Source organism: Arthrobacter endolithicus (genome assembly GCF_026627425.1).
Taxonomy (GTDB): Bacteria; Actinomycetota; Actinomycetes; order Actinomycetales; family Micrococcaceae; genus Arthrobacter_M.
Genome location: NZ_JAPNLH010000036.1, coordinates 1 through 11,823 on the forward strand (window position 1 = coordinate 1; position 11,823 = coordinate 11,823).

The window sequence follows — 11,823 nt, forward strand, 5'->3', positions numbered from 1 at the left end:
GCCGTTCCCGCCAAATGATCGTATGATGCCGGCCAAGATCAGCCCCGATCTGCCGATCCGTCCTACCAGCCAGGACCCCCACAGCGATGTCCGCTCGATCCGAAAACGACAACGGCCTACGCCCCACCAGCAGCTCCTCTATTCAACCAACTTGTTGCTTCGAGGGTATGACACCGCCGAGGGTTAGAGCAGAGCCAGCAGGATGCCGACGGCGATGAAGAGTATGCCGAAGCTGCTGTTAAGCGTCAGCTGGCCGCGGGGGCTGCCCGTGAGATGTTTCAGCTGCTTGGCTCCGGCGGCAAAAATGAACCACATCACCACGACGTCGATCAGCACCACGGTGCCGGTCAGAACGGCGTACTGCGGCGCGAGCGGTGCGTCCGGCCGGATGAACTGCGGCATGAAGGCGAGGAAGAAGACTATGGCCTTGGGGTTGAGCAGATTCACCCAGAACCCGCGCAGAAACATGGAACGGCCGGACTCCTCGGCAGCCGCAGAGTCTTCCGGATTTGTGGTTGGTCTTGTCAGTATCTTCCGGATGCCCAAATAAATCAGATAGGCGGCGCCGGCATATCGGATGATGCGGAAGGCAAGGGGAGAGCTGGAAACGAGTAATCCGACGCCGGCGGCAACGATCGCAATGTGAATGATCAGCGCCAGCTGCTGGCCCAAAATTCCCCAAATGGAGCGTCGAAAGCCCGCCGTCAGCGCATTGCTCATTGTGTTGATCGCTCCGGCGCCGGGAGTCAGGCTGATCATCGCGCCCGCGCCCAGCAGAGCCAGCCAAAGGGAAAATTCCATTCCGTTAGCCTAAGGCCAGTTCCGCCAGCGTTTACGCGCGGCTGATCCAGTAGCGGCGCTTGCCGTTGCGGCTGTCCTCATACACTCCGTCATTGCGCTCAATGGTTGCCCGCGAGCCGGCGTTCGACTCGTCACACGTCAGCAGCACCTGGTCCATGCCCAGCGTCCAGGCGACCGGCAGGATCCCGCGCAGCGCGCTGGCCGCGTGTCCCTGCCGTCGGGCACTGGGGCGGACGCTGTAGCCGATGTGGCCGCCCTCCTGGAGAAGGTATTCATTGAGTTCATGTCTGAGGGCGATGGAGCCGAGGAAAGTGTCTGAGTCCACGATCCACCGGTAGGTGCACGGGACGTAGCCCTCCATACGCTGGGCATCCGGAAGTGCGTCAGCGATCAGTGCAGAGGTGAAACGCCGAAAGGTGTCCGGATCCCGCAGCTCAGCGAGCGGCCACTGCTCCGCGCCCACAGCTTCCGCGCCCGCCCCGTCCAGATGGACACCCTGAAACTCTGCGGTGCCTTCCAGCCAGGACTTGTGCAACCGGACATCCGGAACGATGAGTGAGCTCATCAATCGATCCTAGAGGATGGGGGGCGGCCATTGGCGCGCCCAATAGCGGCGGCCTGTTACCAAATGACTTCCAGCCCGGTGAGACCGGTAAAGACTGGATCTGCCGTAATGAGCGGCATGCCCTCAATCATTGCCTGCGCGGCAATCAGCCGGTCGAAGGGGTCGCGGTGATCCCAGTCCAACCGGCCGGCTTCCAGCGCGTGCGATCCGGAGACGGGCAGTTCTTCGGAGGTCAGTTCCACAACATGGCGCCGGTATCCGACGAAGAGTGCGTCCAGGCCCGGCAGCCGGCCGATCTGGTGCTTGTAGGAAAGCTCATAGGCTGTGGCGGCAGAGGCAACCAGTACATTATCTATCGACTGGATGATTCTCCGGGTTTTGGCGGAAAGCTTTCGCGGCTCGGTCAGCGCCCAGACGAGGGCGTGGCTGTCGAGGAGATAAGTGGTTGTTGCCATAGCTGCAGTTCCTCCTCTGATGCCGGTTTGAGAAAGTCATCCGGGAGCCGGCCGCTCACAAAGCCGAGGCGGCGTTTTGTAGGGCGCTCGATCTTCACCAGGCGCGCGACCGGTTTGCCCGCCTTGGCAATGACAACGTCTTCACCTCGCGCAACCAGATTCAGCAGCTCGGAAAACCGCGTTTTTGCGTCCTGCACGTTGTACGTACCCATGTTGACCAACTCTACTTGATCAACCTCTGCCACATAAGGCTCCGGGCCGTAGCTAGAAGTGCATTCGGGATATTCTTAACTCATGAGTCGACGTTAACTGATGGCCCCGGCGGTGGAAGAAAGCGGCCCGCCAATGTGGGCAACTGTGCACCGAATGGTCTCTGTGGAGGAACCTGGCCGGGGATGTTAGGTCCGGGCGATAATCTCCCCGTTCGGAATCAGGAACCAGCCATCCGGGGCCTGCGCCCACGCCCGCCAGCCGGCCGAGATCCGCTCCAGCTCGGCGCGATCGGCCAGCCCGTACTCCAGGGCCTGTTCCGCGAAAGCGGAACTGACAACGCGGTCCGCCCATACTCCGGCGTGCCATTGGCGCTGCTGGTCCGTGGCATAGAGCCAGTTCGCAGATGACGGCATAATGTCCGTGAAACCGGCGGTCTGCGCCCAGCTGAGCAGGCGCCGCCCCGCATCCGGCTCCGCGCGGTTATGCCGGGCTACGTTTTGGTAGAGATCCATCCAATGGTCCAGTTCGGGCAGTTGCGGGTACCACGCCATGGCATGGAAATCTGCGTCCCGGACGGCCACGATTCCACCGGGCCTGGCGACCCGCCGCATCTCCCGCAGCGCCGCCACCGGATCGGTCAGATGCTGCAGAACTTGATGCGCATGGACCACGTCGAACTGGGCATCAGGGAAATCGAGGTCGTAGATATTGCCTGCGCGGAAGGATAGGTTGTCCAGTTGCTGCTCTGCGGCCAGCGCCTCCGCCCAGGCCACCACCTCGGGTGAGCGGTCCAGTCCGATGACTGCGGCAGGAGCCACCAGGCGGGCGAAGTCAGCCGTGATCGTGCCGGGTCCGCTGCCCACGTCGAGCACCGAGAGCCCGGGCGCTAGGTGCTGCAGCAGATAGCCGGCGGAGTTCGCTGCGGTCCGGGCGGCGTGTGAGCGCAGGACGCTCTCGTGATGGCCATGCGTGTAGACGTCATTTCCGGGTCCAGTTTCACTCATGGTGGGGACATTACGCGCCGCCGCCCGCAGTCGCCAGAGGTGTTCAAGGACTGAGAAGACTGGACGACGGTGACCGCGGGCCGCCGTCGACCGTTCTCCGAAAGCGCAACATGAGTCCCATACGCTCAACTTGATTTGACATCAATTCCGGCCTGAGTAGAGTTGAGTGCAGAACGCTCAATGGACCGCTGGTTGAGCGGAGTCGGCCGGCCTCGAAGGATGGGGGCGGCGGCAAACTCCGGCAGCGGAAACTGAAAGGAAACGCCCTTATGTCACGTGCAGTAGGAATTGACCTCGGAACCACGAACTCCGTCGTCTCCGTACTCGAAGGCGGCGAGCCTACCGTTATCGCGAATGCCGAGGGCGGCCGCACCACCCCGTCCGTCGTCGCGTTCTCCAAGACCGGGGAAGTCCTGGTCGGGGAAATCGCCAAGCGCCAGGCCGTTAATAACATTGACCGCACTATCTTCTCGGTCAAGCGCCACATGGGCACCGACTGGACCGTCGGGATCGATGACAAGAAATACACGGCGCAGGAAATTTCCGCGCGCGTTCTGATGAAGCTTAAGAACGACGCCGAAAGCTACTTGGGCGAGAAGGTCACCGACGCCGTGGTCACCGTACCGGCGTACTTCAATGACGCCCAGCGCCAGGCCACGAAGGAAGCAGGCGAGATCGCGGGCCTGAACGTGCTGCGCATCGTCAACGAGCCAACCGCGGCCGCCTTGGCCTACGGCCTGGATAAGGGCAAGGAAGACGAGCTCATCCTGGTCTTCGACCTCGGCGGCGGAACTTTCGACGTCTCCCTGCTGGAAGTCGGCAAGGACGAAGACAATTTCTCCACGATCCAGGTCCGCTCTACTTCCGGCGACAACCGCCTCGGCGGCGACGACTGGGATCAGCGCGTTGTGGACTACCTGCTCAAGCAGCTCAAGGTCAAGGGCATGGATCTGTCCAAGGACAAGATTGCCCTGCAGCGTCTGCGCGAGGCATCCGAGCAGGCCAAGAAGGAGCTCTCCTCCGCGACCAGCACCAACATTTCGCTGCAGTACCTGTCCGTGACCGCGGATGGTCCGGTGCACCTGGACGAGCAGCTGACCCGCGCGAAGTTCCAGGAACTGACCTCGGATCTGCTGGAGCGCACCAAGAAGCCGTTCCACGACGTCATCAAGGAAGCCGGCATCAAGGTTTCGGACATCGATCACATCGTGCTAGTCGGCGGATCCACCCGGATGCCGGCCGTCTACGACCTGGTCAAGGAACTTGCCGGCGGCAAGGAGCCCAACAAGGGTGTCAACCCGGATGAGGTTGTAGCCGTCGGGGCGGCACTCCAGGCCGGCGTCCTGAAGGGCGAGCGCAAGGACGTGTTGTTGATCGACGTCACCCCGCTGTCCTTGGGTATTGAAACCAAGGGCGGAGTGATGACCAAGCTGATCGAGCGCAACACGGCCATCCCGACCAAGCGTTCGGAAACGTTCACCACGGCCGATGACAATCAGCCGTCCGTGTCCATCCAGGTGTTCCAGGGCGAGCGCGAGTTCACCCGGGACAACAAGCCGCTGGGTACCTTCGAGCTGACCGGAATCGCTCCGGCCCCGCGCGGAGTGCCGCAGGTTGAGGTTACCTTCGACATCGACGCCAACGGTATTGTGCATGTGTCCGCCAAGGACAAGGGCACCGGCACAGAGCAGTCCATGACCATCACCGGTGGATCTTCGTTGTCAAAGGAAGACATCGACCGGATGGTCCGCGAAGCCGAAGAGCACGCATCCGAGGACAAGGCACGCCGCGAGCAGGCCGACATCCGCAACAGCGCCGAGCAGCTGCAGTACTCGGTGGCCAAGGTTTTGGCCGACAATGACGACAAGCTGCCCGAGGACGTCAAGACTGAGGTTTCGGCCGACGTCGACGCCCTCAAGGAAGCACTGGCCGGCACCGATGAGGACGCTGTTAAGAGCACGTTCGAAAAGCTGCAGGCTTCGCAGTCCAAGCTGGGGGAGGCCATTTACGCCGCAGCTCAGTCGGAGGCTCCGAGCGCCGACGGTGCCGCGGGTGCCGATGCGGGAACCGCCTCCGCTGGCGCCGATGAAGACATTGTTGACGCCGAGATCATTGACGAAGACGAGAAGAAGTAACCATGGCAAAGCACGGTGACGATGCGGAAAACGTAAGCAATCAGTCGCCGGACGAGTCAGCAGCCATCCCCCAGGAGGGGGTTCCGGCTGACTCCACCGGCGAAGCCGCGGCGGGCGCAGCAGGTAGCGGCGCCGAGGGCGACGCGCTGTCCCAGGCGGAGGATATCCTCAATGGTGTTGAGGTCACGGCCGAGGATTCGGTGGCGCAGGGCTCTTCAGTCGAGCTGGCCGCAGAACTGAAGAACGATTTGCTGCGGCTCCAGGCCGAGTATGTCAACTACCGCAAACGGGTCGAACGCGACCGCGCGGTGGCCGGTGAGATGGCTGTGATTGGCGTGCTCAATGCGGTGTTGCCCGTCCTGGACGACATTGATGCTGCCCGCCAGCATGGCGATCTGACGGACGGACCCTTCGCATCCATCGCTGTGAAGTTGGAAAATACGCTGAAAACCTATGGTTTGACCCGCATCGACGAAACCGGTGTGGCATTCGATCCAACGGTTCACGAAGCGTTGATTCAACAGCCGGGTGAGGGCCTCGATATTGATACAGTCAGTCAGGTGCTTCGGGCGGGCTACCGGACCGAGAACCGGGTGCTCCGCGCAGCCCAGGTGATCGTGGCCGTACCGGCTTAACCCCTCGAATGAGCAGCAGGTGCACGGAGAGGCTCTCTTCGGGCACCTGCTGCCCAGCCGACTCATGAATTTTTAGATAAGGAGACGCCTTGGCAAGTCAGGATTGGGTCGACAAGGACTTCTATAAGATCCTCGGCGTTTCCAAAGACGCATCCGACGCGGACGTCAAGAAGGCGTACCGCAAGCTCGCCCGGAAGTATCATCCGGACACGAACCCCGGAAACGCGGCTGCGGAAAAGACGTTTAAAGATATCTCCGAGGCTTACTCGGTCTTATCCAGTCGGGAGGACCGCGAACAGTACGACGCCATCCGTGCCATGGGCGGAGGCGCCCGCTTCAGTGCAGGCGGGGCAGGTGGCCAAGGCGCCGGATTCGATGATCTCTTCGGCGGACTTTTCAACGCCCAGCGCGGCGGGGGTGGACGGACCCGGAGCGCCGGTCCACAGGGATTTGATGCCTCTGGCTTGCCGCCGGAGTTCGCTGACCTCTTTGGCGGGGGCGGCGCAGGATTCGGCGGCGGCGGATACCAGCCTCCGGCCACAAAAGGAACGGACCGCACCGCATCCACCACGATTTCCTTTGCGGGATCTATTCGGGGTACCACGATCGGGCTGCGGGAGCCCTCCGGCGAGGTCATTGATGTGCGGATCCCGGCCGGCATCAAAGACGGACAGAAGGTTCGGGTCCGCGGCAAGGGCCAGCAAGGGGCAGCCGGTCCCGGTGATCTGATGGTCACGGTGCAGGTCAAACCTCATGGGTTCTTCACCCGCGATGGCAATAACATCCGCATCCATGTGCCGGTCACCTTCCCGGAGGCTGCGCTGGGCGCGGACATCTCGGTGCCGACTCTCACAGGTGAGTATGTCAAGGTCAGGGTTCCTGCGGGAACCCCTTCGGGGCGTACGTTGCGTGTCAAGGCTAAGGGAGTGACGACGGCGAAGGCGGCTGGCGACTTACTGGTCACGATCGATGTGACGGTCCCGCAAAAGCTCAACGAAGAAGCGCAGGAAGCTGTCAAGGCATTTGCCCAGGCAACGTCCGAGGGCGATCCGCGCGCCGAACTCGCCGCAAAAGCCAGGCTTTAACGCGGTAAGGCAAACGAAAAACAGGTCATTGCAAGGAGTGGAAGGAGAAGCCGGTGGGGATCGATCCGAGCGCCCCGATCTTCGTGATCTCGGTGGCGGCCGAACTGGCGGAAATGCATCCTCAGACGCTTCGCCAGTACGACCGGCTCGGTATCGTTTCTCCTAGCCGGGCCCCCGGCCGTTCACGCCGTTACTCTCAGCATGATGTGGATATGCTCCGCGAAGTGCAGCGACTGTCCCAGGAGGGCGTCTCGCTGGAGGGCGTGAAACGTATCCTGGAGCTGGAAAATCAAGTGGCCGCGCTGCAGGCCAGAGTGGCGGAGATGGCAGAGCAGCTGGCGTCCGCTGGCTCCGACGCCCGGCGTTGGCGCGGACGCGACGCATCCCGAGTTTTCGCCGCCGGCCTCGCAGGAGATGTGGTGACGCTGGCCCGAGGGCAGCGGCCGCGCCCAAGGTCCCAGGCCGTCGTCGTTTGGCGCCCGCAGCTCTAGCTCCACTAGCGCCACCTGCACGGCTTATTCGCTGAAAAGCCCGGCCAGATCCGTGGCCGTCAGTGCACCCCCGGAGAGTGAATCTCCGCTCATCACGTCGGCGAAGAGCGCGGACTTCCTGGATTTCAGGGCCATCACCTTTTCTTCGATGGTGTCCTTGGCTACAAGTCGGTAGACCATGACGTTTTTCTCCTGACCAATCCGGTGCGTGCGGTCCACGGCCTGCGCCTCGGACGCCGGATTCCACCACGGATCCAGAATGAAAACGTAGTCCGCCTCGGTGAGGTTCAGCCCGAACCCGCCGGCTTTGAGGCTAATCAGAAACAACGGTGCAGTGCCACGCTTGAAATCCTCGACGACGGCGGAGCGGTTGCGGGTGCCGCCGTCCAAATAGCAGAAGTCGGTTCCCTGCGCCTGCAGCCGCTGCCGGACCTTATTGAGAAAGCCGGTGAACTGGCTGAAAATCAGCGCACGGTGACCCTCCTCGAGAACGTCCTCCAACTGCTCAAAAAGTACGTCAAGTTTGCTGGAACGGATGCCATCCAGATTCTCGTCCACCAATGAAGCGTCCAAGCTGAGCTGTCGCAGCAGAGTAAGGGATTGGAAGATCGTGAAGCGGTTCTTGTTCACGTCATCGAGCAGACCGAGAACCTTCTGCCGTTCACGCTGCAGATGGGTTTGATACACCTTTTGGTGCCGCGGATTGAGAATCACCTCCAGCACCTGCTCCTGCTTGGGCGGAAGGTCGCCGATGACCTGTTCCTTGGTTCGGCGCAACATGAGCGGCCGAACCCGCGACTTTAACTTGGCAAGCAGCTCGGAGTTTCCCGCCTTTTCAATGGGCCTCTGGTAGAACTCGGTGAATCGCTTCGGGCTGGGGAACAGTCCGGGGGCAACGATTGAGGTCAGCGCCCATAGTTCCATCAGATTGTTTTCCAGGGGTGTGCCGGTGACGGCGAGTTTGAACGGGGCATTCAGCTTTCGCCCGCATTGGTAAGCCTTGGACTGGTGATTCTTCACGAACTGGGCCTCGTCGAGGATCAGTCCCGCCCAGGACTGCGTAGCATAGGCATCGAAATCGATCCGGAACAGGGCATATGAGGTCACCACAATGTCCGCTCCAGCGAAAAATTCCACAGGATTCAGCCCGCTCTTGCTGAACGTCTCACCAACAGCGACGGTGCGCAATCCGGGGGCAAAGCGGAGAGCTTCGGTCCGCCAGTTGCCCACCACACTGGTGGGCGCCACGACCAGGAACGGCGCGCCCGCGGGGTTATTGGCCTTAGCGGCGCAGAACAATGCCAAGGTCTGAACCGTCTTTCCCAATCCCATGTCATCGGCCAGAACCCCGCCCAGGCCCTTGTTGTACAGAAAACTGAGCCAGTTGTAGCCCTCCAGCTGGTACGGGCGAAGAGTGGCGTTAAGGGAATCCGGGGCCGGCAAAGACCTGGTTGCGCCGCCGCGTAAGAGCCCTTCGATGGCGCTTCTCCACTGGGCTGCCTGCTGGTCGACAATGCCTAACTGCGCGAGCTCGTCCCAAAGACCGGCCTGAAAGCGGCTGATGGTCAACTCGCCGCCTGCAGCGTCCTGCAGCCCACGGGCCTCGTCAATCAGGTCCCGCAGCTTGTGGAGTTCCGGTAGATCCAAAGAAAAATGTGCTCCGCTGGGCAGCAGCATGCGCGTATGACCCGCTGCCAACGCGGAGAAAACATCGGAGAAAGGTACCGGCTCACCTTCGAGGGTGATGACGATACCCAGATCAAACCAGTCACGGTCGCCGGTTGCTGTCGTGGAAATGCTAATCACCGGCGCCTCGGAGGCCTCGTGATAGGCGGCAATGTCCCCGGCAGTCTTAACTTCTACCTCAGGAACCAGCCTCAGTACAGGGAGGACCTGCTCGGCAAAGACCAGAGTGTCCAGCCCTTGGAGGGTCACGGACCCGGCCAGCCTTGGTTCACCCCACGGATTATCCGAGGACTCGGCCAAGGCCGGCAGCAGAGTCCAAGGTTCCCCAACTGCCGCCACAATCCGGGCCTCCGCTGCTTCATCCCGTGAAGCTGCATCATCTTCTCCGCCCCACAGCGGCTGAGCGCTTACATTGGCGCCGGCGGCATATTGCCATTCCCAGCGCAGGCGAAGACTATGGTCCCGCCCGAAGTTGGCCAGCAGCGAGAGCACCGGTGCCGTGTAGGAAGGCAGCTCAATTGAACGATCCGCGGAAACGACCTCGGCGGATCGCTTCAGCTGCGGGTAAAACTGCGTCAGGAACCGTTCCTCGTCGCGGGCCGGGATGCGGACCTGCAAACCTGCCGTCACGAAGTCAAGCAGATGCACAGAGGTCGAAGAGGCAAGCGGGACGAGGGTGATACGACCAGAATTCACCGCATCATCGGCATAGGGTGCAGCGGCATCGGGCAGGAGCCCGTCATCGGCGTAAAACAACCCGTGAGCCGGGCGACCAATGGAGCCGATGACGCCCGGCTCGAGACGCTGTCCGGCAACGGTGACAAGCCCACCCAGGTCCAGGCCGCCGTCGTCCGCCCGGCTGAGGTCCAGTTGGACGGCAGCAGGATCCTGCAGGACATGAATGGGCTCCATGGGACCGTGGCTGTTGAGCAGTTGCAGACCGATGTCCTTGGCATCGGAGAGCAGGATCCACAGATTCTTCCCGGCGTACGTGTTCAGTGAAAGCCAGGGAGACGCTGCGTTCTGATGGTGGGTGGCGGGGGAGTGCGAGCCGAGGAATTCCAGTAGCCACTCGAGGTGGCTTTCATTGAATTTGCGGCCAAAGTTCAGGTAATTGAGCGTGCTCCAACTGATGCCGCTGCGCAGCCACTTGCCTTTGGCTCCCAAGGCCACCGGACGGACCTGCAGCTGGGGAGCCGCCGTCCATTTGCCACCGGGCCCGTCGACGTGCGGCAGGCGGGAGCTCGACGGCAATGCGTTGGGTTCTTCGATCTCAAACTGCAAAGCCAGCCGGGGACGGTCATCATTCGTCTTACTGGCTGTCGGCGGGAGGAGACCCTGCAGGGCTCTTTCCCATCCATTGGAATCTGTGGCATCGGGTGCGGCAGCGGTGCGATGCGAAGAAGGGCTGTGCGTACCCAGAACAGCGCCGATCTTCGGGTCTGCCTCGGCGGCGAAAAGAAGCGCCGCGACGTGCTTGCAGTTCTGTCGGAGAGGGCAGTTGCAGATGCCTACTGTGCACTGCCAGGTTCCGCTCACCCCATGGACAAGCTTGGCGGTTGCGCTGAACTCGGCAGGCCCGGATATTTTTCCCCGGAGCAGCCCGGAACCCGGCTCGAATCCGATCCCGATGACGCGGCCAGCCCGGAAATAATCGAATCCGGCCGCAGCTGAAAGTTCGTCAATACTGGGCGCCCGGGTAACCAGCTCGGGTGAGCCGGTGGGGTGAAACGTCACTGAATAGACTTCCTACAGGTATTTTGGCTTCTGTTGGTCAGAGCTTTACTGTTCAATCTTAGGCGGCTGGGGGAACCAGCACCGGGGATTGAGAGGACCACTATGAATTTTCAGCATCTGATTGAAGCTGCTGGCCAGTACCTTGACGCTGCCGGGGTGGCCGTTATGATTTCTGGCGCTGTCATTTCTCTCCCGTTGGCTCTGCGCGGGCACCGTCCCAAGGGTACGCCGGCCATGGCCTCCGTTACCTTATATACGGCTTATCGCCAATTGCTCGGTAGGTCCATATTGCTGGGTCTCGAGCTTTTGGTTGCTGCGGATATCATCCGTACAGTCGCCGTCACTCCCACGTTCACCAGCGTCGGTGTACTTGCCGTCATTGTGATAATTCGAACGTTTCTCAGTTTCTCGCTGGAGCTGGAAATTACCGGCCGCTGGCCCTGGCAGAAACTTCCCCGCCCAGTCGGGTCTGCTGATGGTTCGCCCGCGTAAGCACGCGCTGCCGGAATCTCGTATACGACCTCAGATTGAGAGTCGTGGAGCTACCGGGGCGTCCTGTCGGGCTGAAAACTTGATCCCGAGTCGGCAGCGGGGACCTAGTGTGTCCCCGGTAGCCGCGGTGCTGTGGAGGTGTAGGTGAAACCCAGGGGTGTGGTGGTCACGACGGTGTGTCGTGGCGGTGTTCCGGTTGCCGGGCTTGTTCCGGGCGGGTTTCCGGGTGGGGTTCGGGGTGGTGGGGTGGAGGTCCAGCCGGGGGTTTCTTTGCGGTAGTTGCAGCGTTCGCAGAGGCCTTGGCCGTTGGGTTCGCTGGTCTGTCCGCCGCCGGGCCCGGTTACGTGGTTTCCGCAGGGCCCGTCCTTTCCGTCTTTTCTATGGTTTTTGTTTTTTCGTTGGTTGTGGTGGGGGATGATGTGGTCGATGTGCCGGATCGGGGCGTCGCACCAGGGGGTCCGGCAGGTTTGGTCTCGGGTGATGATGAATCTGCGTAGCCCGGGCGGGAAGAGCCGTTTTTTGGA

Annotated in this window: 13 protein-coding genes; 5 read left to right on the top strand and 8 right to left on the bottom strand. The window is 61.7% G+C overall.

What is annotated here, in order from left to right; genetic code table 11:
* From OS914_RS18355 to OS914_RS17635, 6 genes are all read right to left on the bottom strand, one after another.
* On the bottom strand, window positions 1-127 hold a 127-nt coding region (locus tag OS914_RS18355), incomplete at its 3' end, for a helix-turn-helix domain-containing protein (RefSeq protein WP_420713967.1).
* Window positions 128-183: 56 nt separating this feature from the next.
* Window positions 184-801, bottom strand: a complete 618-nt coding sequence (locus OS914_RS17615) for a LysE family transporter (protein WP_267547362.1) — start codon at window positions 799-801, stop codon at window positions 184-186.
* 31 nt (window positions 802-832) lie between these two features.
* Window positions 833-1,366 (bottom strand): GNAT family N-acetyltransferase, encoded by a 534-nt coding sequence (locus OS914_RS17620; protein WP_267547363.1) that lies wholly within the window; start codon window positions 1,364-1,366, stop codon window positions 833-835.
* Window positions 1,367-1,422: 56 nt separating this feature from the next.
* Window positions 1,423-1,821 (bottom strand): type II toxin-antitoxin system VapC family toxin, encoded by a 399-nt coding sequence (locus OS914_RS17625; protein ID WP_267547364.1) that lies wholly within the window; start codon window positions 1,819-1,821, stop codon window positions 1,423-1,425.
* Window positions 1,770-2,066 (bottom strand): type II toxin-antitoxin system Phd/YefM family antitoxin, encoded by a 297-nt coding sequence (locus OS914_RS17630; protein ID WP_267547365.1) that lies wholly within the window; start codon window positions 2,064-2,066, stop codon window positions 1,770-1,772. Before OS914_RS17630 ends, OS914_RS17625 begins: the two co-directional genes overlap by 52 nt.
* Window positions 2,067-2,219: 153 nt before the next feature.
* Window positions 2,220-3,038, bottom strand: coding sequence for a methyltransferase domain-containing protein (locus OS914_RS17635; RefSeq protein ID WP_267547366.1), 819 nt, complete (start codon window positions 3,036-3,038; stop codon window positions 2,220-2,222).
* A 269-nt stretch (window positions 3,039-3,307) separates the two neighbouring features.
* Here OS914_RS17635 and dnaK point away from each other — a divergent pair, with 269 nt between their 5' ends.
* The 4 genes from dnaK to OS914_RS17655 all read left to right on the top strand — a co-directional run bounded on the left by dnaK (window position 3,308) and on the right by OS914_RS17655 (window position 7,384).
* Window positions 3,308-5,173, top strand: a complete 1,866-nt coding sequence (gene dnaK / locus OS914_RS17640) for a molecular chaperone DnaK (RefSeq protein WP_267547367.1) — start codon at window positions 3,308-3,310, stop codon at window positions 5,171-5,173.
* 2 nt (window positions 5,174-5,175) lie between these two features.
* Complete coding sequence (locus OS914_RS17645) at window positions 5,176-5,808, top strand: nucleotide exchange factor GrpE (RefSeq protein WP_267547368.1); 633 nt, start codon at window positions 5,176-5,178, stop codon at window positions 5,806-5,808.
* Window positions 5,809-5,897: 89 nt separating this feature from the next.
* Complete coding sequence (locus tag OS914_RS17650; protein WP_267547369.1) at window positions 5,898-6,893, top strand: DnaJ C-terminal domain-containing protein; 996 nt, start codon at window positions 5,898-5,900, stop codon at window positions 6,891-6,893.
* Between the two features lie 53 nt (window positions 6,894-6,946).
* Window positions 6,947-7,384: a heat shock protein transcriptional repressor HspR gene (locus OS914_RS17655; protein ID WP_267547370.1), complete on the top strand. Its 438-nt coding sequence runs from the start codon at window positions 6,947-6,949 to the stop codon at window positions 7,382-7,384.
* Window positions 7,385-7,408: 24 nt separating this feature from the next.
* On the opposite strand, the gene OS914_RS17660 is transcribed toward OS914_RS17655, so the two are convergent.
* On the bottom strand, window positions 7,409-10,807 hold the full coding sequence (locus OS914_RS17660) for a DEAD/DEAH box helicase (protein WP_267547371.1): 3,399 nt from the start codon (window positions 10,805-10,807) through the stop codon (window positions 7,409-7,411).
* Between the two features lie 102 nt (window positions 10,808-10,909).
* On the opposite strand from OS914_RS17660, the gene OS914_RS17665 reads away from it, so the two are divergent.
* Window positions 10,910-11,299 (top strand): DUF1622 domain-containing protein, encoded by a 390-nt coding sequence (locus tag OS914_RS17665; RefSeq protein WP_267547372.1) that lies wholly within the window; start codon window positions 10,910-10,912, stop codon window positions 11,297-11,299.
* Window positions 11,300-11,403: 104 nt separating this feature from the next.
* Here the strand turns inward: OS914_RS17665 and OS914_RS17670 are convergent.
* A partial coding sequence (locus OS914_RS17670; protein WP_420713994.1) for an HNH endonuclease occupies window positions 11,404-11,823 on the bottom strand: 420 nt, incomplete at its 5' end.

Bases quoted from the DNA above. Each gene is read 5' to 3' on its own strand.
- OS914_RS17615 (WP_267547362.1), bottom strand. From the start codon at position 801: ATGGAATTTTCCCTTTGGCTGGCTCTGCTGGGCGCGGGCGCGATGATC.
- OS914_RS17620 (WP_267547363.1), bottom strand. From the start codon at position 1,366: ATGAGCTCACTCATCGTTCCGGATGTCCGGTTGCACAAGTCCTGGCTG.
- OS914_RS17625 (WP_267547364.1), bottom strand. From the start codon at position 1,821: ATGGCAACAACCACTTATCTCCTCGACAGCCACGCCCTCGTCTGGGCG.
- OS914_RS17635 (WP_267547366.1), bottom strand. From the start codon at position 3,038: ATGAGTGAAACTGGACCCGGAAATGACGTCTACACGCATGGCCATCAC.
- dnaK (WP_267547367.1), top strand. From the start codon at position 3,308: ATGTCACGTGCAGTAGGAATTGACCTCGGAACCACGAACTCCGTCGTC.
- OS914_RS17645 (WP_267547368.1), top strand. From the start codon at position 5,176: ATGGCAAAGCACGGTGACGATGCGGAAAACGTAAGCAATCAGTCGCCG.
- OS914_RS17665 (WP_267547372.1), top strand. From the start codon at position 10,910: ATGAATTTTCAGCATCTGATTGAAGCTGCTGGCCAGTACCTTGACGCT.